This window comes from Azonexus hydrophilus DSM 23864, from assembly GCF_000429605.1.
Lineage (GTDB): Bacteria > Pseudomonadota > Gammaproteobacteria > Burkholderiales > Rhodocyclaceae > Azonexus > Azonexus hydrophilus.
Map to the genome: position 1 here is coordinate 1 of NZ_AUCE01000012.1, position 19545 is coordinate 19545.

Sequence of the window (19545 nt, forward strand, 5' to 3'; positions counted from 1 at the left end):
AGCTGCTCGACCAAGGTCAGGCTGGCGACAACATCGGCGCCCTGCTGCGTGGTACCAAGCGTGAAGACGTCGAGCGTGGTCAAGTGCTGTGCAAGCCGGGTTCGATCACCCCGCACACCCACTTCACCGGCGAAGTGTATGTTCTGTCGAAGGACGAAGGTGGTCGTCACACCCCGTTCTTCAACAACTACCGTCCGCAGTTCTACTTCCGCACGACCGACGTGACCGGCGCGATCTCGCTGCCGGAAGGCGTCGAAATGGTCATGCCGGGTGACAACATCCAGATGACGGTCAAGCTGATTGCTCCGATCGCCATGGAAGAAGGTCTGCGCTTCGCCATCCGCGAAGGCGGTCGTACCGTTGGCGCCGGCGTCGTCGCCAAGATCATCGAGTAATTGCTCTTTTGAAAACCCGGGGTGGCAAGCCTGTCACCCCATCGTTCTTTTGGAAGCCAAGAAAATGCAAAGCCAGAAAATCCGTATCCGCCTGAAGGCCTTCGACTATCGCCTGATCGATCAATCCGCCCAGGAAATCGTCGAGACCGCCAAGCGCACCGGCGCCGTCGTTCGTGGTCCCGTGCCGCTGCCGACCCGCAAGCAGCGTTTCGACATCCTGCGTTCGCCGCACGTCAACAAGGCTTCCCGTGATCAGCTCGAAATCCGTACGCACCTGCGTCTGATGGATATCGTCGATCCGACCGACAAGACCGTTGATGCGCTGATGAAGCTGGACCTCCCGGCTGGCGTCGACGTCGAAATCAAGTTGCAGTAATTGTAGTTCCGCAGTTATAATCTGCGGTTTTCGGGGGTGGCCGGTGACGGCTGCCCATTTGTTGTTTTACATCGACCGGCCAATCGCAGCCGGCGATGAGGAGAATAACCATGAGTCTAGGCCTTGTTGGTCGCAAGGTTGGCATGACTCGCATTTTTGCTGAGGATGGCGCGTCCATCCCGGTGACTGTGCTTGACGTGTCCAATAACCGCGTGACCCAAGTCAAAACGCCGGAGAACGACGGCTATGCAGCCGTTCAAGTCTCTTTCGGCCAGCGCCGTGCCTCGCGCGTTTCCAAGCCCCTGGCTGGCCATCTGGCCAAGGCAGGCGTGGAAGCCGGGCATGTGCTCAAGGAATTCCGTATCGATGCCGAGCAGCTCGCCTCTTTCAAGGCGGGTGACCAGGTTGCCGTTACCATCTTCGCTGAAGGGCAGAAGGTTGACGTCACCGGTACCTCGATCGGTAAGGGTTTCCAGGGTGGCATCAAGCGCCACAACTTCAGCTCCAACCGTGCCACCCACGGTAACTCGGTGTCGCACAACGCGCCGGGTTCCATCGGTATGGCGCAGGACCCGGGTCGTGTTTTCCCGGGCAAGCGCATGGCGGGTCACCTGGGTGATGTGCAGTCCACGATGCAGGGTCTGACGATCGTTCGCGTTGATGCCGAACGTCAGCTGATTCTGGTCAAGGGCGCTGTTCCGGGTGCCAAGGGTTCCGACGTCGTCGTGCGTCCGGCAGTCAAGGCTTAAGGGGGCGACATGGAACTGAAGGTTATCAACGAACAAGGTCAGGAAGCAGCGAAGCTGCAGGCTTCCGACGTGCTGTTCGGTCGCGAATTCAATGAGGCGCTGGTGCACCAGATCGTCGTGGCCTACCAGGCCAACGCACGTTCGGGCGACAGCAAGCAGAAGGATCGCTCCGAAGTCCGTCACACCACCACCAAGCCGTGGCGCCAGAAGGGTACCGGTCGTGCCCGTTCCGGTTCCAACGGTTCGCCGCTGTGGCGCGGAGGCGGTCGGATTTTCCCGAACTCCCCGGATCAAAATTACTCCCAGAAGGTTAACAAGAAGATGTTCCGCGCCGGTATGGCTGCGATCCTCTCCGAGTTGGCCCGTCAGGATCGCCTGATCGTTGTTGACGATCTCGCGATCGACGCACCGAAGACCAAGCTGTTCTCGGCCAAGCTGAAGAACATGGGTCTGGACGGCAACCTGCTGGTCATCACCGACGAACTGAACGAGAACCTGTATCTGTCGTCGCGCAACCTGCCCAACGTTCTGGTGCTCGAAGCCCATGAAACCGATCCGGTTTCGCTGGTCCGCTTCGCCAAGGTGCTGGTCACCAAGAACGCCGTGGCCAAGTTCGAGGAGATGTGGGGATGAACCAGGAACGTCTGATGCAGGTGCTGCTGGCACCGCAAATCTCCGAAAAGGCAACCTACGTTGCCGAGAAGAACGAGCAGGTGATCTTCCGCGTTGCCACCGATGCAACCAAGCCGGAGATCAAGGCTGCGGTCGAGCTTCTGTTCAAGGTTGAAGTTGAGTCTGTCCAGGTCGCCAACGTCAAGGGCAAGGTCAAGCGCTTCAAGGGCGCGACCGGTCGCCGCAAGGGTTGGAAGAAGGCCTATGTCTGCCTCAAGGCCGGCCAGGAAATCAACTTCGTTGAAGGGGGTAACGCCTGATGGCTCTCGTTAAAGTCAAGCCGACTTCCCCCGGCCGTCGTGCCGTGGTTCAGGTCGTCAATGCCAATCTGCACAAGGGCAAGCCGTTTGCCGGTCTGGTCGAAAGCCAGTCGAAGAACGCCGGCCGCAACAACAATGGCCGCATCACCGTGCGTCATCAGGGTGGCGGCCACAAGCAGGCTTATCGTGTCATCGATTTCAAGCGCACCAAGGACGGTATTCCGGGCAAGGTCGAGCGTCTGGAATACGATCCGAACCGTACCGCCAACATCGCCCTGGTTTGCTACGCCGACGGCGAGCGCCGTTACATCATCGCCAACAAGGGCATGGTGGTCGGTCAGCAGATCATGAGCGGCTCCGAAGCCCCGATCAAGTCCGGCAATGCCCTGCCGATCCGGAACATTCCGGTCGGTACGACCATCTGCTGCGTCGAGATGCTGCCGGGCAAGGGCGCGCAAATCGCCCGTTCGGCCGGTACCTCGGTCCAGTTGCTGGCCCGTGAAGGCACCTACGCCCAGATCCGCCTCCGCTCCGGCGAAGTGCGCCGCGTTCACGTCGAATGCCGCGCCACCATCGGTGAAGTCGGTAACGAAGAAAACAACCTGCGCAAGATCGGCAAGGCCGGTGCTCAGCGTTGGCGTGGTATTCGTCCGACGGTCCGTGGTACCGCGATGAACCCGATCGATCACCCGCACGGTGGTGGTGAAGGTAAGACCGGTGAAGGCCGTGTGCCGGTTAACCCGTGGGGTCAACCGACCAAGGGTTACCGTACCCGCAGCAACAAGCGCACGAACAGCATGATCGTTCAGCGCCGTCATAAGCGTTAAGGGGTAGGAAATGGGACGTTCTCTCAAAAAGGGCCCGTTTGTTGATGCGCATCTGATCGACAAGGTCGAAGCAGTTCGCGCCACCAACGACAAGCGCCCGATCAAGACCTGGTCGCGTCGTTCGACGATCCTCCCCGAGTTCATCGGCCTGACGATTGCGGTCCACAATGGCAAGCAGCATATCCCGGTGTTCGTCACCGAGAATATGGTCGGTCACAAGCTCGGCGAGTTCTCGCTGACCCGGACGTTCAAGGGTCACACCGCCGGCAAGAAGGCCAAGAAGTAAGGAGCTGACATGGAAACTCGTGCAAGTTTGCGGGGCGTACGCCTCTCCGCGCAAAAGGGCCGCCTGGTTGCGGACCTGGTGCGTGGCAAGCCGGTTGGTCAGGCTCTCAACATCCTGGCTTTCAGCCCGACCAAGGGCGCCGGTATCATCAAGAAGGTTCTGGAGTCGGCCATCGCCAACGCCGAACATAACGATGGTGCTGATATCGACGAACTGACGGTGAAGACCATCTACGTCGAAAAAGGCATGGTGCTCAAGCGCTTCACCGCGCGCGCCAAGGGTCGTGGCAATCGGATCAGCAAGCCGACCTGCCACATCTATCTGACCGTTGGTAACTAAGGAAGAGCCATGGGACAGAAAATTCATCCGACTGGCTTCCGTCTGGCCGTCACCAAGAACTGGAGTTCGCGTTGGTTCGCCAACAGCAAGGACTTCCCCGGTATGCTGCAGGAAGACGTCAAGGTTCGTGAGTACCTGAAGCGTAAGCTGGCGCATGCCTCCGTGGGTCGCGTCACCATCGAGCGTCCGGCGAAGAACGCCCGCGTCACCGTGTACTCCGCCCGTCCGGGCGTGGTCATCGGCAAGAAGGGCGAGGACATCGAAACCCTGCGTACGGATCTTCAGCGCATCATGGGCGTTCCCGTCCATGTGTCGATCGAAGAAATCCGCAAGCCGGAAATCGATGCTCAGCTGATCGCCGACTCGATCGCCCAGCAGCTCGAAAAGCGCATCATGTTCCGTCGCGCCATGAAGCGTGCGATGCAGAACGCCATGCGCCTTGGTGCCCAGGGTATCAAGGTGATGAGCGCCGGTCGTCTGAACGGTGCCGAAATCGCCCGTAGCGAATGGTATCGCGAAGGTCGTGTGCCCCTGCACACCCTGCGCGCCGACATCGACTACGCAACCTCGGAAGCGCTGACCACGTACGGCATCATCGGTATCAAGGTCTGGGTTTACAAGGGCGACATGCTCGATCGCAACGAGCAGCCGGTGGCTGAAGAGCCGAGCGCTGAAGAGCGTCGTCCGCGTCGTGCGCCGGGCAAGCCTGAGGGCGACAAGCCCCGCACCCGTACGGTCAAGAAGGCCGACGGTGCTGGCGAGCCGGCCAAGCGCGTCAGAAAGGCAGGTGCTTAATCATGTTGCAACCTAATCGTCGCAAGTTCCGCAAGGAGCACAAGGGACGCAATGAAGGTCTGGCCACCCGCGGCACCAAGGTGTCGTTCGGTGAGTGGGGCCTCAAGGCGACCGGTCGTGGTCGTCTGACCGCGCGACAAATCGAAGCCGCCCGTCGTGCGATGACCCGCCATATCAAGCGCGGTGGTCGCATCTGGATCCGTATCTTCCCGGACAAGCCGATTTCCAAGAAGCCGGCGGAAGTTCGTATGGGTAACGGTAAGGGCAACCCGGAGTACTGGGTTGCTGAAATCCAGCCGGGCAAGGTCCTGTACGAAATGGACGGTGTCAATGAAGCGCTGGCCCGCGAGGCATTTGCCCTCGCCGCTGCCAAGCTGCCGATCGCCACCACCTTCGTGACTCGTCATCTGGGGTAATCATGAAAGCTAGTGAACTGAGAACCAAGAGCGTGGACGAGCTCAAGACGGAATTGCTGGAACTGCTGAAGGCGCAATTTGGTCTGCGCATGCAGATCGCCACGCAGCAGCTGTCCAACACCAGCCAAATGTCCAAGGTTCGTCGCGACATCGCTCGCGTTCGTACCCTCATCCGTGAAAAGGCGGTGCAGCAATGAGCGAAACCACCAGCATCAAGCGTACGCTGATCGGCCGTGTCGTCAGCGACAAGATGGAAAAGACGGTGACCGTCCTGGTCGAACGGAAGGTCAAGCACCCGATGTACGGCAAGGTTATCGTCCGTTCCAAGAAGTATGCGGCGCACGACGAAGGCAGCATTGCCAAGGCGGGCGACCTGGTCGAAATCGTCGAAACCCGTCCGGTTTCGAAGACCAAGGCCTGGGCCGTAACCAGCGTTCTGGAAAAAGCCATCATCGTTTGATGTAATTTTTTCCAGGTACTTGCGCATTCAGTAAAGAAGCCGGTATAATCCGGCTTCTTTTTTGCAGTCACGCCTCCGTGACGCAAATTTGTTCGACCCGTACGGGTTCCAAGACTGACCGCGCAGCGGATTAAGTTGGAGTTTAATTAAATGATTCAGATGCAGACGACGCTGGACGTCGCCGATAACACCGGCGCCCGTTCAGTTATGTGTATCAAGGTGCTCGGCGGCTCCAAGCGCCGTTACGCCGGTATTGGCGACATCATCAAGGTCAGCATCAAGGATGCTGCCCCGCGTGGTCGTGTCAAGAAGGGTGATGTTTACAACGCCGTGGTGGTTCGTACCGCCAAGGGTGTTCGTCGTCCGGACGGCTCGCTGGTGCGCTTTGATGGCAATGCCGCGGTTCTTCTCAACAACAAGCTCGAGCCGATCGGCACGCGCATCTTTGGCCCGGTGACCCGCGAACTGCGTACCGAGCGCTTCATGAAGATCGTGTCCCTGGCGCCTGAAGTGCTGTAAGGAGAGGGCAATGGAAAAGATTCGCAAGGGCGACGAAGTCGTCGTCATTACCGGTAAGGATAAGGGCAAGCGCGGTACCGTGCTGGCTCGTATCGATGCCGATCACGTGCTGGTCGAAGGTGTCAATCGCGCCAAGAAGCACGTCAAGCCGAACCCGATCAAGGGTGTTCAGGGTGGCATCGTCGACAAGGACATGCCGATCCATATCTCCAATATTGCGCTGTTCAATTCGGCGACTCAGAAGGCCGATCGCGTCGGCATCAAGTCGCTTGAAGATGGTCGCAAGGTTCGCGTGTTCAAGTCGAACGGCGAACTGGTGAACGCATAAGGGGTAGTCATGGCGCGTTTGCAACAGTTTTACAAGGAAACCGTCGTCGGTGAGCTGGTCAAGCAGTTCGGCTACAAGTCCACGATGGAAGTGCCGCGTATCACCAAGATCACCCTGAACATGGGTGTCGGTGAAGCGGTTGCCGACAAGAAGGTTCTCGAGAACGCCGTCGGCGACATGCAGAAGATTGCTGGTCAGAAGCCGGTTACCACCAAGGCTCGTACCTCGATCGCCGGTTTCAAGATTCGTGACGGCTACCCGATCGGCTGCATGGTCACCCTGCGCGGTCCGCGCATGTACGAATTCTTCGACCGCCTGGTCACCATCGCGCTGCCGCGCGTTCGTGACTTCCGTGGTGTTGCTGGCAAGGGTTTCGACGGCCAGGGCAACTACAACATGGGTGTCAAAGAGCAGATCATTTTCCCGGAAATCGAATACGACAAGATCGATGCGCTCCGTGGTATGAACATCAGCATCACGACGACCGCGAAGACCGACGCAGAAGCCAAGGCCCTGCTCGCCGCGTTCAAGTTCCCGTTCAAGAATTGAGGCAATCATGGCAAAACTTGCTCTGATCAACCGTGAAGAGAAGCGCCGCAAGATGGTGGCGCAGTATGCGAAGAAGCGTGCTGCCCTCGAGGCGATCATCAACAACGTGAGCCTGTCTGACGAGGAGCGCTATGAAGCTCGTCTGAAGATGCAGGCCCTGCCCCGCAATGCCAGCCCGTCCCGTCTGCGCAATCGTTGCCAGCTGACCGGTCGTCCGCGTGGCGTGTTCCGTAAATTCGGTCTGTGCCGTCACAAGGTCCGCGAACTTGCCTTCAATGGCGAGATCCCGGGCGTTGTCAAGGCCAGCTGGTAATAGGAGATACAGAAATGGCTATGAGCGATCCGATCGCGGACATGCTGACCCGCATCCGCAACGCCCAGCTCGCCGAAAAGGCGTCTGTGTCCATGCCCTCGTCCAAGCTCAAGGTGGCTATCGCTGCCGTGCTCAAGGATGAAGGTTACGTCGAGGAATTTGCCGTTCGTCAGTCCGACGATGGCAAGGCCAGCCTTGAAATTGCGCTGAAGTATTACGCCGGTCGTCCGGTGATCGAGCGCATTGAGCGTGTGTCCAAACCTGGTCTGCGCATCTACAAGGGTGCCGAAGACATTCCGCGTGTCATGAACGGTCTGGGTGTGGCCATCGTTTCCACCCCCAAGGGTGTGATGACCGACCGCAAGGCGCGCGCTTCCCGTGTCGGGGGCGAAGTCCTCTGCATCGTGGCATAAGGAGCGAAGCAAATGTCTCGTGTAGGTAAGAATCCAATTGTTCTGCCGGCCGGTGTGGAAATCACCATCGCTGAGCAGATCGTCGTCAAGGGCCCGCTGGGTACCTTGAAGACGGCAGCGAACCCCGCTGTCCAGGTGAGCCAGGAAGGTCAATGCGTCGTCGTTGCCAAGGTGGCCGGCGCTGACAACGGCTCCGCCATGTGGGGCACCATGCGTGCCAACATCAACAACATGGTGACTGGGGTTTCCAAGGGCTTCGAACGCAAGCTGCAACTCGTCGGCGTGGGCTATCGTGCCCAGGCTCAGGGTGATGTGCTGAACCTGTCGCTGGGTTTCTCGCATCCGGTTGCGCACAAGATGCCCGCTGGCGTGAAGGTTGAGTGTCCGACGCAGACCGAAATCCTGATCAAGGGTTCGGACAAGCAGCAGGTCGGTCAGGTTGCCGCCGAAATTCGCGCATATCGCAAGCCGGAGCCCTATAAGGGCAAGGGCGTTCGTTATGCCGACGAAGTGGTGGTTATCAAGGAAACCAAGAAGAAGTAAGGGTGGCATATGTTTAACAAGAAAGAAGCACGTCTGCGTCGTGCCCGCAAAACCCGGGCCAAAATCGCCGAGCTCAAGGCTGTACGTTTGTGTATCAATCGTACGAACTGCCACATTTACGCCCAGGTCATCTCGCCGTGTGGCGGCAAGGTCCTGGCTTCGGCTTCCACGCTGGACAAGAACGTTCGCGGCGATGTCGCGAATGGTGGCAACAAGGCCGCCGCTGCCGTTGTCGGCAAGCTGATCGCCGAGCGCGCCAAGGCCGCCGGTGTCGAGCAAGTGGCTTTCGATCGCTCCGGCCTCCAGTACCACGGTCGTGTTCAGGCGCTGGCTGAAGCCGCGCGTGAAGCCGGCCTGAAGTTCTGATCGCTGCGAAAGGAATAGGTTACAAAATGGCTAAACCTGAAAGAAACAAGAAGCCGCAGCAAGCTGAAGAGCGTGATGACGGCATGCGCGAGAAGATGGTTGCGGTCAACCGCGTCACCAAAGTGGTGAAGGGCGGTCGCATCCTCGGTTTCGCAGCACTTACGGTCGTCGGTGACGGCGACGGCGGCATCGGCATGGGCAAGGGCAAGTCCCGCGAAGTCCCGGTCGCCGCACAGAAGGCAATGGAAGAGGCGCGTCGCAAGATGGCCAAGGTCAGCCTGAAGAACGGTACCGTCCATCACACCGTGATGGGTCGCCATGGTGCCACCACCGTGATGATCCAGCCGGCACCGGAAGGTACGGGCATCATCGCTGGCGGTGCCATGCGTGCCGTCTTCGAAGTCGTCGGCGTGACCAACGTCGTCGCCAAGGCTCACGGCTCCACCAATCCCTACAACATCGTGCGTGCCACCATCGACGGTCTGATGAAGGTGAATACGCCGGCCGAGATTGCTGCCAAGCGCGGCAAGTCGGTTGAACAGATCCTGGGGTAAGTCATGTCCGACAAGAAAATCAAAGTGACGCTCGTCAAGAGCATCATCGGCACCAAGCAGGACCATCGCGCCACCGTGCGCGGTCTGGGCCTGCGCAAGCTGAACAGCTCTGCCGAGCTGCTGGATACGCCGGCTGTGCGCGGCATGATCCAGAAGGTTCAGTATCTCGTCAAGGTTGAGGGCTAAACCATGCGTCTGAATACCATCAAGCCGGCTGAAGGCTCCAAGAAGGCCGCCAAGCGCGTCGGTCGCGGCATCGGTTCCGGCCTCGGCAAGACCTGTGGCCGTGGTCACAAGGGTCAGAAGTCCCGTTCCGGCGGTTTCCACAAGGTCGGTTTCGAGGGCGGTCAAATGCCCCTGCAACGCCGCCTGCCGAAGCGCGGTTTCAACTCGCTGACGCGTGCCCGCAATTACGAAGTTCGCCTCGGTGAACTGCAAGCCCTGCCGGTCGAGGAAATCGATCTGCTGGTCCTGCAGGTTGCTGGTGTCGTTCCGAATGACGCCCTGTCCGCCAAGGTGATCCTGTCGGGTGAGATCACCCGCAAGGTCGTCCTCAAGGGCATTGGCGCCACCAAGGGCGCCAAGGCAGCGATCGAAGCCGCTGGCGGCTCGGTCGGCGAGTAAGACACGGAAAGGGCAGAACGTTGGCAGCAAATCCGAATACCGTAGGCAAGGGCGGAAAATTTGGCGACCTCAAGCGTCGTCTCTGGTTCCTGCTTGGCGCACTGGTTGTGTATCGCATCGGCGCGCATATTCCGGTTCCCGGTATCGACCCCAACGTTCTGGCCGATCTGTTCAATTCGCAACAGGGCGGCATCCTGGGCATGTTCAACATGTTCTCCGGTGGTGCCCTGTCGCGTTTCACCATCTTCGCGCTGGGGATCATGCCGTACATTTCGGCGTCGATCATCATGCAGCTGATGAGTGTCGCCAGCCCGCAGCTCGAAGCCCTCAAGAAAGAGGGTGAGGCCGGTCGGCGCAAGATTACCCAATACACCCGCTACGGTACCGTCGTCCTGGCTCTGTTCCAGGGTATCGGCATTGCCGTTGCGCTCGAAGCCCAGCCCGGTCTGGTCAACGATCCCGGTTTCATGTTCCGTCTGACCACGGTGTCGACCTTGCTGACCGGCACGATGTTCCTGATGTGGCTCGGTGAGCAGATTACCGAACGCGGCATCGGCAACGGCATCTCGATGATCATCTTCGCCGGTATTGCGGCTGGCCTGCCCAGCGCCATCGGTGGCCTGCTCGAACTGGTCCGCACCGGTGCCATGCATCCGCTGACCGCCATCGTGATCTGTATCCTGGTTGTCGTGGTTACCGCCTTCGTCGTCTTCGTCGAACGGGGTCAGCGCAAGATTCTGGTGAATTACGCCAAGCGCCAGGTGGGCAACAAGATTTACGGCGGTCAGAGCTCGCACCTGCCGCTCAAGCTGAACATGTCGGGCGTCATCCCGCCGATTTTCGCCTCGTCGATCATCCTCTTCCCGGCGACGCTGGCTGGCTGGTTCGGTTCGAGCGAGTCGATGACCTGGCTGAAGGACATGGCGGCGGTATTGTCGCCCGGTCAGCCGATCTACGTCATGCTGTACGCAGCAGCGATCATTTTCTTCTGCTTCTTCTATACGGCCCTGGTGTTCAATTCCAAGGAAACCGCCGACAACCTGAAGAAGAGTGGCGCCTTTGTCCCGGGTATTCGTCCGGGCGAACAGACTGCACGCTACATCGACAAGATCCTGATGCGCCTGACGCTGATCGGTGCTGCCTACATCACGCTGGTGTGTCTGCTGCCAGAGTTCCTGATTCTCAAGTGGAACGTGCCGTTCTACTTCGGCGGTACCTCGCTGCTGATCATTGTTGTCGTTACGATGGATTTCATGTCCCAGGTTCAGGCCTACGTCATGTCCCAGCAATATGAAAGTCTCTTGAAGAAAGCAAACTTCAAGGGATCACCAATGATCAAGTAAGCGCGATGGCAAAAGAAGACTATATCGAGATGCAGGGCGAGGTTATCGAAAACCTCCCCAATGCAACTTTCAAGGTCAAGTTGGAAAACGGGCACGTTGTGCTTGGCTTCATCTCCGGAAAAATGCGTATGCACTACATCCGCATCCTTCCCGGTGACAAGGTCACGGTGCAATTGACCCCGTACGATTTAAGCAAGGCCCGGATCGTTTTCCGGGCAAAGTAAAAGTTCTCTACGCAATAAACCGCAGGGCAAGGAATCACGGCTGCTTCCAAGCTCTCGCAGACGAGGAGTGAATCATGAAAGTGCAACCTTCAGTGAAGCGCGTTTGCCGCAATTGCAAGGTGATCCGTCGCAAGGGCGTCGTGCGCGTCATTTGCAAGGATCCGCGTCACAAACAGCGCCAGGGTTAATGCCTGACGAAGTCGGCATTCGTTAATTTTAGAAATATTGGAGTGAATCGATGGCCCGTATTGCAGGGGTAAACATTCCGAACCATCAGCATGCCTGCATCGCCCTGACGGCGATCTACGGCATCGGCCGTACCCGCGCACAGCAAATCTGTGACGCGGCCGGTGTTGGTCGTACCACCAAAATGAAGGACATTTCCGATACGGATATGGACCGTCTGCGTGATGAAGTGGCGAAGTTCACCGTTGAAGGTGATCTGCGTCGTGAAGTCACGATGAACATCAAGCGCCTGATGGACCTCGGTTGCTACCGTGGTCTGCGTCACCGCAAGGGTCTGCCCTGCCGCGGTCAACGCACCAAGACCAACGCTCGTACCCGCAAGGGTCCGCGCAAGGCCATCGCTGGCAAGAAGTAATAGGGATAGAACATGGCTAAGACTGCTACCAAAGTTCGCAAGAAGGTCAAGAAGAACGTTGCCGAGGGCATTGCCCACATCCACGCTTCGTTCAACAACACCATCATCACCATTACCGATCGCCAGGGCAATGCGCTGTCGTGGGCAACTTCCGGCGGTGCCGGCTTCCGCGGTTCGCGTAAGTCCACCCCGTTCGCTGCTCAGGTCGCCGCTGAAGCTGCCGGCAAGGTAGCCCAGGAATGTGGCGTCAAGAATCTGGAAGTGCGCATCAAGGGCCCCGGCCCAGGCCGCGAATCCTCTGTCCGTGCGCTGAACGCACTGGGCATGAAGATCACCGCGATTTCCGACGTGACGCCGGTGCCGCACAACGGCTGCCGTCCGCCCAAGAAGCGCCGCATCTAAGGAGAAAGACAAGTGGCTCGTAATCTCGATCCGAAATGCCGTCAGTGCCGCCGCGAAGGCGAAAAGCTGTTCCTGAAGGGCGAAAAGTGTTTTACCGACAAGTGTGCCATCGAGCGTCGCTCGTATGCGCCGGGTCAGCATGGCCAGAAGTCTGGCGCCCGTCTCTCCGACTACGGCGTCCACCTGCGTGCCAAGCAGAAGATCCGTCGTGTCTATGGCGTTCTCGAAGGCCAGTTCCGTCGCACCTTTGCCGAAGCTGAGCGCCGTAAAGGCCAGACCGGTGAAAACCTGCTGCAGTTGCTGGAAGCCCGCCTGGATTCCGTCGCCTACCGCATGGGCTTTGGTGCTTCGCGCACCGAATCCCGTCAGATCGTCCGTCACAACGGCGTTCTGGTTAACGGCAAGCGCGTGAATATTCCTTCCTACCTCGTCAAGCCGGGTGATGTCGTCCAGCTGACCGAGCGTTCCCGTGCCTCGCTGCGTTGCAAGGCCGCTCTCGAAGCTGCCGAGTCGCGTGGCTTCCCGGAATGGATCTCGGTCGATGTCAAGGAAGGCAAGGGCACGTTCAAGGCCATGCCGCAGCGCTCTGAGCTGCCGGCCACCCTGAACGAAGGTCTGGTCATCGAACTTTATTCGAAGTAACCCGCAAGCAGAGGAATCTAGCCCATGCAAAGCAGTGGACTTCTTAAGCCCCGCATCATCGACGTACAGAGTGTTTCGCCGGTCGAAGCCAAGGTGGTCATGGAGCCGTTTGAACGCGGTTTCGGTCACACCCTCGGCAACGCCCTGCGTCGCATCCTGTTGTCGTCGATGCCGGGTTATGCACCGACGGAAGTGTCGATCGACGGTGTGCTGCACGAATACTCGACCATCGACGGCGTCCAGGAAGACGTCGTCGACATCCTCCTGAACCTCAAGGGGGTCGTCTTCAAGCTGCACAACCGCGAGGTCGTCACCCTGAAGCTGGCCAAGGAAGGCGAGGGCGTGATTCGCGCTGGCGACATCGAGTTGCCGCACGACGTCGAAATCATCAATCCGGAGCACGTCATTGCCCACCTGTCCACCGCAGGCAAGCTGGCGATGGAAATCAAGGTCGAAAAGGGCCGTGGCTACGTTCCGGGTAACGTCCGTAATCTTGGCGATGCCAAGACCATCGGCCAATTGGTGCTGGATGCCTCGTTCAGCCCGGTTCGTCGCGTTGCCTACTCGGTCGAGAACGCCCGGGTCGAGCAGCGTACCGACCTGGACAAGCTGATCGTCGATATCGAAACCAACGGTGTGGTCGAACCGGAAGAAGCGATCCGTTACGCTGCCCGCGTGCTGATCGAGCAACTGTCGGTCTTTGCCGATCTGGAAGGCACGGCGCCGGTCGCCGAAGCCTCCAAGCCGGCCCAGGTTGACCCGGTACTGCTCCGTCCGGTTGATGATCTCGAACTGACGGTTCGCTCCGCGAACTGCCTCAAGGCCGAGAATATCTACTACATCGGCGACCTCATCCAGCGCACCGAAAACGAGCTGCTCAAGACCCCGAACCTGGGTCGCAAGTCGCTCAACGAAATCAAGGAAGTTCTTGCCGCACGTGGTCTCACGCTCGGCATGAAACTGGAAAACTGGCCGCCCGCCGGTCTGGAGAAGGCGTAAGCCTTTTCCCGATCCGGGCAGTCAAGGGACGCCTGCAGAACATAGAAAGGATTAACCATGCGTCACCGCAATGGACTTCGCAAACTGAACCGCACCAGCAGCCATCGCCTGGCGATGCTGCGCAACATGACCGTTTCCCTGCTCCGTCACGAGGCCATCAAGACCACGTTGCCGAAGGCCAAGGAACTGCGTCGTGTCGTCGAACCGATGATCACCCTCGGCAAGAACCCGACGCTGGCCAACAAGCGTCTGGCCTTTGACCGTCTTCGCGATCGTGAGATCGTGGTCAAGCTGTTCGCCGAAATCGGTCCGCGCTACGCCACCCGTCCGGGCGGCTACCTGCGCATCCTGAAGTGCGGCTTCCGCGTTGGCGACAACGCACCGATGGCTTTTGTCGAACTGCTCGATCGTCCCGAGCCGACCGAAGCTGTTGAAGTCGATGAGTCGGCCGAGTAATCGTCCTCCTCACGCAATGAAAAAAGGCCGGGTAACCGGCCTTTTTCTATTTGGCTGACAGAAATCAGGGGCAGTCGATCAGCATCAGCGAGACATCGTCACCCGCGGCGTTCTGACCCAGGTGCTTGGACAGCGCATCTTCCAGTGCGGTGAATCGCTCCGCCCGGGAAGTCCCCTGCACAGCATCGCTGATACCCTGGCTGCCGAATTGCTGGCCTTGCCCGTCGGCGGCTTCGAGAACGCCATCCGAATACATCAGCAGCTGGCTGCCCGGCTGCCATTCGAAACGTCGGGGCTGGTCGTTCATCTGGGTGCTGTCGATGATGCCGAGCGCCAGATTTTCCGAGGGGAAGCGTTCACAGATCTGGCCGTCGGCATCGATCAGCAGGGCTTCCGGCGTGCCGCCGATCCAGATTTCACCGCTCAGGCTGATCTCGTCGAGGCAGACGATGGTGGCGGCCACGAAGCGGCCGATCGGCATCGATTCCTTCAATTGCTGGTTGATTTCGATCACCAGTTCACGAATCGTCCGGTTCAGGCGGGTCATCCGGTAGAACAGGGCCAGCACGGGTAAAACGCTGATCGCGGCCGGCAGGCCATGGCCGGTGGCGTCGGCCAGCAAGGCGTAGAAACGGCCCTCGGGCGAATGCGATGCAGCAACGATGTCGCCGCTGAAATTCTCGGTCGCGATGACCTTGTAGCGCAGCCGGGAATCGAGCAGGCCCGGCCGATGCAGCAACTTCTCCATCAACCGCAACGCCAGTTGCTGTTCGTTCTGGCTATGGTCGTAGTAGGTTTGCAACAGCGCAGCGTTCTGCTGCAATTGGGTTTCGGCCAGTTTGCGCTGCGTGATGTCGCGAATGACGATGACGAAAATCCGTTCGTGATCGATGCTGACTTCCGAGAGCCCATACTCGACGGGGAATGCCCGCCCATCGCGACGATGCCCGGTGGCCTCGCGTTCGCGGTTACGCGCCGTGGTATTGGCTGCCGTTTCGCACAGCAGATCGGGAACCAGCAGGCGAATCTGGCGGTGGACGAGTTCAGCGGCCGGATGGCCGAAAATGATCTCGGTTGCGCGATTGACTGTCAGGATTTCGCCACTGCCGTTGCAGGTGATGATGGCGTCGGGAACGTTGTCGGAGATGGCAAGCAGGCGCTCCAGCGTAACCGTGGCGCTGCGCTGCATCGACAATGAGCGTTGCATCGAGCGCAGTTTGGCTTCCAGAACGACGAAATTGATCGGCTTGGTCAGGTAATCGTCGGCCCCGGCCTCCAGGCCTTCTACCAGGTTTTCATCGCGGTTGAGCGCCGATAGCAGGATGATCGGCACCCACTTGTCCCGGCTGGCGGCCTTGATCCTGCGCGCTGCCTCGAAGCCGTCCATGACCGGCATCATGATGTCGAGCAGGACCAGGTCGGGATGATGTTGCTGGAAGCGTGCCACCGCCTCCTCGCCGTTTTCCGCGAGAATGACCTCGTGCCCGAGTTTTTTCAGGAAGACCTGAAGGATGTGCAGATTGGTGCGGTTGTCATCAACCGCCAGCACGCTCATCTTCTCGAATGCGTTATTCATTGTCATGGCAAGGGTCAATCGGAGATGCGCTCGGGTAGCGTATCTGCACAATCATGCTACCACGCCTTCGCCGCCCGGTTCCTGAATTTCCCGCTGTTGCAGGAACCACATGTCGGCGTACTTGCCGGCCGCAGCGAGCAGGGCCGCGTGCGTGCCGCGTTCGACGACGCGTCCGTCTTCCATGACCAGGATGCAGTCGGCGTTCATCACTGTGGACAGCCGGTGGGCGATGATCAGCGTGGTCCGGCCGCGGGCGGCTACCTCGAGTTGCTGCTGGATGGCGCGTTCGGTCGCGGAGTCGAGTGCGGAAGTGGCTTCATCGAAGATCAGGATCGGCGGGTCCTTGAGCAAGGCCCGGGCAATCGCCACCCGCTGCTTTTCGCCGCCCGAGAGTTTCAGCCCGCGTTCACCGACCCGGGTCTGGTACTTGTCCGGCAGGCCGTCGATGAAATCGTGCAGGCTGGCTGCGCGGGCGGCGGCGAACACCGCGTCGTCATCGGCATCCGGCTTGCCGTAGCGGATGTTGTACAGGATCGTGTCGTTGAACAGCACGGTGTCCTGGGGGACGATGCCGATGGCCGAGCGCAGGCTGTGCTGGGTGACGCTGCGCAGATCGTGCCCGTTGATCCGGATGCTGCCGTTGCTGACATCGTAGAAACGGTAGAGCAGGCGCGACAGCGTGGACTTGCCGGCGCCCGAATGGCCGACCACCGCGTAGGTCTGCCCCGGCGGGATGGTGAAGCTGACGTCGTGCAGGATGCGGCGGCTGGTTTCATAGGCAAAGCCGACGCTGTCGAAATCGACCTGCATCTGCCGGTCTGCCGGCAAGGTGTGAGCGTCCGCTGCGTCGGCAACCTCGCGGTGTTCGTTGAGCAACCCGAACATCCGCTCGATGTCGGTCAGCGCCTGGCGAATTTCGCGATAGACGATGCCGAGAAAATTCAGCGGCATGTAGAGCTGGATCAGGAAGGCGTTGACCAGGACCAGATCGCCGATACTCATCCGCCCTTCGACCACGCCGTTGGCCGCGCGCCACATCATGGCCGTTACCCCCAGGGCAATGATTGCCTGCTGGCCGAGATTGAGCAGCGCCAGGCTGCTCTGGCTGCGGGTGCTGGCATCTTCGAGCTTGACCAGTTGCTCGTCGTAGCGCTTCGCTTCCCAGGCTTCGTTGTTGAAATATTTGACCGTCTCGTAATTGAGCAGGCTATCGACCGCCTTGGTGTTGGCGGCTGAGTCGCTTTCGTTGACGGCGCGCCGGATGGCTATGCGCCAATTGCTGACCTTGACCGTGAACACGATGTAGGCGATCAGCGAAGCCGCCGTGATCAATACATAGCCGATGTCGTACTGGACGTAGAGGATGATCAGTACCAGCCCGATCTCGATCAGGGTCGGCAGGATCGAATACAGGGTGTAGGAAATCAGGCTGGAGATCGAGCGCGTGCCGCGTTCAAGGTCACGGGAAATGCCGCCGGTCTGGCGTTCCAGGTGAAAACGCAGGGATAGCGCGTGCAGGTGCTGGAAGACTTCCAGCGCCACCTTGCGGATGGCCCGCTGGGTAACGCGGGCAAACAGCAGTTCGCGCAATTCGGTGAACAGCGAGTTGGAGAAGCGCAGTGCGCCGTAAAGCGCCAGCAGCATCACCGGCAGCGCCAGTACCTCGCCCGACATGCCGTCGATCATGTCCTTGAAGACCAGCGGAACCCCGACATTAGCCAGTTTGGCGGCGACCAGGCAGAACAGGGCGGCAACGACCCGAAAACGGTACTGCCAGAGATAGGGGAAGAGCGTGCGCACCGTCTGCCAGACGTGGATCTCCTGCAGCGGTTGCCCGGCAGGCGGTTTGGGTAAGGCGGTGGCGCGGCGCATGGGGGCTGCCCTGAGTCTCGAAGGAAACGAGTATATGAAATAAGCGGGATTTCCGGGAGAATCGACAGGACCTGTCGTCAAGGATTTTTCATGAACAAGCCAAGCCTTTGTTTGCCGGACCGTCAGCCCACCTTGCGCGTGGTGCCGATGCCGGCTGATCTCAATCAGAACGGTGATGTTTTCGGCGGCTGGGTCATGGCCCAGGTCGATGTGGCCGGTGCCATTCCCGCCATGCGCCGGGCTCGTGGCCGGGTGGCCACCGTTTCCGTGAATTCATTCCAGTTCCGGCAACCAGTGTCGGTGGGCGATATCGTCAGCTTTTATGCGGAAATCGTGCATGTGGGCCGGACCTCGTTGACGGTACGCGTCGAGGTCTTTGCCGAGCGGAATTATGCCGATCCGATCACCGTCAAGGTGACCCAGGCCGAGCTGACTTACGTGGCAATTGACGAATCCGGCAACAAACGCGAGGTTCCCGGCAAAAATGGCGGGGAAATGGAATAAAATCGCGCGATCAAATAATTCGGATGTCTTCGGGGATTCAGGAAATGAACAAGACCACCATGCGTACCCTGCCTGCTGCAATGCTGCTGGCCATGTCTGGCCTGGCATCGGCAGCCGGTTACCAGGCGCTTGAGCAGAATGCCAGCGGACTGGGCGTCGCGTACGCAGGCTCGGCAGCCATCGCAGACAATGCCGCCACGCTGTTTGCCAATCCGGCCGGCATGAGCCGCCTTGAAGGCGTCAATTTCTCCATGGGCGTGGTCGGTGTGTCAGAGCGTTACAAGTTCCGTAACAATGCCGGTGTGAGCTCGGGCGGTGATGCCGGCGAAAGCAATGCCTTGCCCAATGCCTACCTGACCTGGCAGTTCACGCCGGCTCTAACCGTTGGTCTGGGTGTTTCCCGGCCGTACCTGCTCGATACGCGTTATGACGCTGGCTGGGCCGGAAGTGCGTCCGGCATCGAAACCGAACTGACCACGGTTAATGTCAATCCGGCCATCGCTTACAAGGTTAGCGACGTGGTTTCCCTCGGTGCCGGCCTGAACTACCAGACGATGGACGTCCGCCTGACCCGTACCGGGGAAGATTTCAAGGGCGACGACAACTCGCTGGGCTGGAATGTCGGTGCGTTGTTCACGCTATCGCCGGCCATGCGTGTCGGGGTCGCTTATCGTTCGAAGATCGAGCATGCGATTTCGGGAACTGATTCAGGCGTTGCCGCGCGACGCGATATCGATACGCCGGCGGTGTTCACCCTGTCGGTCTGGCAACAGGTTTCCGATCGCTGGGAGGCCATGGGAGACCTGTCCCATACACGCTGGAAGGGAGTCGATGGATTTGATCTTGACAATGCCTGGCGCCTCGCTTGGGGGGCCGCCTACAAGTACAACGATCAGGCAAAGTTGAAATTCGGTATTGCCTATGACCGTTCGCCGGTAACCGACAGCAAGCGTACCGTGCGCATGCCGGATAGCAGTCGCTTGTGGCTGTCGGTGGGCGGGCAGTGGACCTTTGGTCGCAGCCTGCTTGATGTCGGCTATGCTTATCGCTACATGCGTGATGTCAGTATCGAGCAAGGTGTGATCGGGAAGTACGATAGCGCAGCCCACGTCGTGGGTGTCCAGTATTCGATCGGGTTCTAA

Annotated in this window: 34 protein-coding genes; 32 read left to right on the forward strand and 2 right to left on the reverse strand. The window is 59.4% G+C overall.

The annotated features are described in order from the left end of the window. The 30 genes from G471_RS0103965 to rplQ all read left to right on the forward strand — a co-directional run. Nucleotides 1-395 (forward strand): EF-Tu C-terminal domain-related protein (locus tag G471_RS0103965; protein WP_028993561.1); only part of this gene is annotated, 395 nt, incomplete at its 5' end. 64 nt (nucleotides 396-459) lie between these two features. After that, nucleotides 460-771, forward strand: coding sequence for a 30S ribosomal protein S10 (gene rpsJ / locus G471_RS0103970; protein WP_028994183.1), 312 nt, complete (start codon nucleotides 460-462; stop codon nucleotides 769-771). A 110-nt stretch (nucleotides 772-881) separates the two neighbouring features. Beyond that, a complete protein-coding gene (gene rplC, locus G471_RS0103975) occupies nucleotides 882-1520 on the forward strand; it encodes a 50S ribosomal protein L3 (RefSeq protein WP_028994184.1) in 639 nt (212 codons plus the stop codon). Between the two features lie 9 nt (nucleotides 1521-1529). Further along, nucleotides 1530-2153, forward strand: coding sequence for a 50S ribosomal protein L4 (rplD, locus tag G471_RS0103980; protein WP_028994185.1), 624 nt, complete (start codon nucleotides 1530-1532; stop codon nucleotides 2151-2153). Then, nucleotides 2150-2452 carry a 50S ribosomal protein L23 gene (rplW, locus tag G471_RS0103985; protein ID WP_028994186.1) on the forward strand — a complete coding sequence of 101 codons (303 nt, stop codon included), beginning with the start codon at nucleotides 2150-2152 and terminating at the stop codon, nucleotides 2450-2452. Before rplD ends, rplW begins: the two co-directional genes overlap by 4 nt. Further along, nucleotides 2452-3279, forward strand: a complete 828-nt coding sequence (rplB, locus tag G471_RS0103990) for a 50S ribosomal protein L2 (protein WP_028994187.1) — start codon at nucleotides 2452-2454, stop codon at nucleotides 3277-3279. The genes rplW and rplB overlap by 1 nt, the downstream gene beginning before the upstream one ends. A gap of 10 nt (nucleotides 3280-3289) precedes the next feature. Beyond that, nucleotides 3290-3565 (forward strand): 30S ribosomal protein S19, encoded by a 276-nt coding sequence (rpsS, locus tag G471_RS0103995; protein ID WP_028994188.1) that lies wholly within the window; start codon nucleotides 3290-3292, stop codon nucleotides 3563-3565. A gap of 9 nt (nucleotides 3566-3574) precedes the next feature. Next, entirely contained in the window at nucleotides 3575-3904 is a 330-nt protein-coding gene (gene rplV, locus G471_RS0104000) for a 50S ribosomal protein L22 (protein ID WP_028994189.1), read from the forward strand. Between the two features lie 9 nt (nucleotides 3905-3913). After that, nucleotides 3914-4699: a 30S ribosomal protein S3 gene (gene rpsC, locus G471_RS0104005; RefSeq protein WP_028994190.1), complete on the forward strand. Its 786-nt coding sequence runs from the start codon at nucleotides 3914-3916 to the stop codon at nucleotides 4697-4699. 2 nt (nucleotides 4700-4701) lie between these two features. Then, nucleotides 4702-5115, forward strand: coding sequence for a 50S ribosomal protein L16 (gene rplP, locus G471_RS0104010; RefSeq protein ID WP_028994191.1), 414 nt, complete (start codon nucleotides 4702-4704; stop codon nucleotides 5113-5115). Nucleotides 5116-5117: 2 nt separating this feature from the next. Beyond that, entirely contained in the window at nucleotides 5118-5312 is a 195-nt protein-coding gene (rpmC, locus tag G471_RS0104015) for a 50S ribosomal protein L29 (protein ID WP_028994192.1), read from the forward strand. Then, nucleotides 5309-5575: a 30S ribosomal protein S17 gene (gene rpsQ / locus G471_RS0104020; RefSeq protein WP_028994193.1), complete on the forward strand. Its 267-nt coding sequence runs from the start codon at nucleotides 5309-5311 to the stop codon at nucleotides 5573-5575. The genes rpmC and rpsQ overlap by 4 nt, the downstream gene beginning before the upstream one ends. A gap of 150 nt (nucleotides 5576-5725) precedes the next feature. Beyond that, nucleotides 5726-6094, forward strand: coding sequence for a 50S ribosomal protein L14 (rplN, locus tag G471_RS0104025; protein WP_028994194.1), 369 nt, complete (start codon nucleotides 5726-5728; stop codon nucleotides 6092-6094). Nucleotides 6095-6104: 10 nt separating this feature from the next. Next, entirely contained in the window at nucleotides 6105-6422 is a 318-nt protein-coding gene (gene rplX, locus G471_RS0104030; protein ID WP_028994195.1) for a 50S ribosomal protein L24, read from the forward strand. Between the two features lie 9 nt (nucleotides 6423-6431). Beyond that, nucleotides 6432-6971, forward strand: a complete 540-nt coding sequence (gene rplE, locus G471_RS0104035; RefSeq protein WP_028994196.1) for a 50S ribosomal protein L5 — start codon at nucleotides 6432-6434, stop codon at nucleotides 6969-6971. Between the two features lie 7 nt (nucleotides 6972-6978). Then, nucleotides 6979-7284: a 30S ribosomal protein S14 gene (rpsN, locus tag G471_RS0104040; RefSeq protein ID WP_028994197.1), complete on the forward strand. Its 306-nt coding sequence runs from the start codon at nucleotides 6979-6981 to the stop codon at nucleotides 7282-7284. 14 nt (nucleotides 7285-7298) lie between these two features. Then, complete coding sequence (rpsH, locus tag G471_RS0104045) at nucleotides 7299-7697, forward strand: 30S ribosomal protein S8 (protein ID WP_028994198.1); 399 nt, start codon at nucleotides 7299-7301, stop codon at nucleotides 7695-7697. A gap of 12 nt (nucleotides 7698-7709) precedes the next feature. Beyond that, entirely contained in the window at nucleotides 7710-8240 is a 531-nt protein-coding gene (gene rplF, locus G471_RS0104050) for a 50S ribosomal protein L6 (protein ID WP_028994199.1), read from the forward strand. A gap of 9 nt (nucleotides 8241-8249) precedes the next feature. Beyond that, nucleotides 8250-8606 (forward strand): 50S ribosomal protein L18, encoded by a 357-nt coding sequence (rplR, locus tag G471_RS0104055; protein ID WP_028994200.1) that lies wholly within the window; start codon nucleotides 8250-8252, stop codon nucleotides 8604-8606. A gap of 26 nt (nucleotides 8607-8632) precedes the next feature. After that, nucleotides 8633-9160: a 30S ribosomal protein S5 gene (rpsE, locus tag G471_RS0104060; protein ID WP_028994201.1), complete on the forward strand. Its 528-nt coding sequence runs from the start codon at nucleotides 8633-8635 to the stop codon at nucleotides 9158-9160. A 3-nt stretch (nucleotides 9161-9163) separates the two neighbouring features. Next, nucleotides 9164-9346: a 50S ribosomal protein L30 gene (gene rpmD / locus G471_RS0104065; protein WP_028994202.1), complete on the forward strand. Its 183-nt coding sequence runs from the start codon at nucleotides 9164-9166 to the stop codon at nucleotides 9344-9346. A gap of 3 nt (nucleotides 9347-9349) precedes the next feature. Further along, entirely contained in the window at nucleotides 9350-9784 is a 435-nt protein-coding gene (gene rplO / locus G471_RS0104070) for a 50S ribosomal protein L15 (protein ID WP_028994203.1), read from the forward strand. A gap of 20 nt (nucleotides 9785-9804) precedes the next feature. Continuing rightward, entirely contained in the window at nucleotides 9805-11127 is a 1323-nt protein-coding gene (gene secY / locus G471_RS0104075) for a preprotein translocase subunit SecY (RefSeq protein WP_028994204.1), read from the forward strand. A gap of 5 nt (nucleotides 11128-11132) precedes the next feature. Beyond that, nucleotides 11133-11351: a translation initiation factor IF-1 gene (gene infA, locus G471_RS0104080; protein ID WP_028994205.1), complete on the forward strand. Its 219-nt coding sequence runs from the start codon at nucleotides 11133-11135 to the stop codon at nucleotides 11349-11351. A gap of 74 nt (nucleotides 11352-11425) precedes the next feature. Next, the gene (gene rpmJ / locus G471_RS18610; RefSeq protein WP_028994206.1) at nucleotides 11426-11539 is read left to right on the forward strand and encodes a 50S ribosomal protein L36; all 114 of its coding nucleotides are present in this window, start codon (nucleotides 11426-11428) and stop codon (nucleotides 11537-11539) included. 50 nt (nucleotides 11540-11589) lie between these two features. Next, the gene (gene rpsM, locus G471_RS0104090) at nucleotides 11590-11952 is read left to right on the forward strand and encodes a 30S ribosomal protein S13 (protein WP_028994207.1); all 363 of its coding nucleotides are present in this window, start codon (nucleotides 11590-11592) and stop codon (nucleotides 11950-11952) included. A gap of 12 nt (nucleotides 11953-11964) precedes the next feature. After that, nucleotides 11965-12354, forward strand: a complete 390-nt coding sequence (rpsK, locus tag G471_RS0104095; protein WP_028994208.1) for a 30S ribosomal protein S11 — start codon at nucleotides 11965-11967, stop codon at nucleotides 12352-12354. Between the two features lie 12 nt (nucleotides 12355-12366). After that, the gene (rpsD, locus tag G471_RS0104100; RefSeq protein ID WP_028994209.1) at nucleotides 12367-12996 is read left to right on the forward strand and encodes a 30S ribosomal protein S4; all 630 of its coding nucleotides are present in this window, start codon (nucleotides 12367-12369) and stop codon (nucleotides 12994-12996) included. Nucleotides 12997-13020: 24 nt separating this feature from the next. Further along, nucleotides 13021-13995 carry a DNA-directed RNA polymerase subunit alpha gene (locus G471_RS0104105; protein ID WP_028994210.1) on the forward strand — a complete coding sequence of 325 codons (975 nt, stop codon included), beginning with the start codon at nucleotides 13021-13023 and terminating at the stop codon, nucleotides 13993-13995. Between the two features lie 57 nt (nucleotides 13996-14052). Beyond that, nucleotides 14053-14451, forward strand: coding sequence for a 50S ribosomal protein L17 (gene rplQ / locus G471_RS0104110; protein ID WP_028994211.1), 399 nt, complete (start codon nucleotides 14053-14055; stop codon nucleotides 14449-14451). 64 nt (nucleotides 14452-14515) lie between these two features. Here rplQ and G471_RS0104115 read toward each other — a convergent pair whose 3' ends face one another. Then, a complete protein-coding gene (locus G471_RS0104115) occupies nucleotides 14516-16033 on the reverse strand; it encodes a SpoIIE family protein phosphatase (RefSeq protein WP_245580501.1) in 1518 nt (505 codons plus the stop codon). Between the two features lie 45 nt (nucleotides 16034-16078). After that, nucleotides 16079-17899, reverse strand: a complete 1821-nt coding sequence (locus tag G471_RS16645; RefSeq protein ID WP_043420865.1) for an ABCB family ABC transporter ATP-binding protein/permease — start codon at nucleotides 17897-17899, stop codon at nucleotides 16079-16081. A gap of 90 nt (nucleotides 17900-17989) precedes the next feature. On the opposite strand from G471_RS16645, the gene G471_RS0104125 reads away from it, so the two are divergent. Both G471_RS0104125 and G471_RS0104130 read left to right on the forward strand, forming a co-directional pair. Further along, the gene (locus G471_RS0104125) at nucleotides 17990-18403 is read left to right on the forward strand and encodes an acyl-CoA thioesterase (protein ID WP_028994213.1); all 414 of its coding nucleotides are present in this window, start codon (nucleotides 17990-17992) and stop codon (nucleotides 18401-18403) included. A gap of 44 nt (nucleotides 18404-18447) precedes the next feature. Continuing rightward, nucleotides 18448-19545: an OmpP1/FadL family transporter gene (locus tag G471_RS0104130; protein WP_028994214.1), complete on the forward strand. Its 1098-nt coding sequence runs from the start codon at nucleotides 18448-18450 to the stop codon at nucleotides 19543-19545.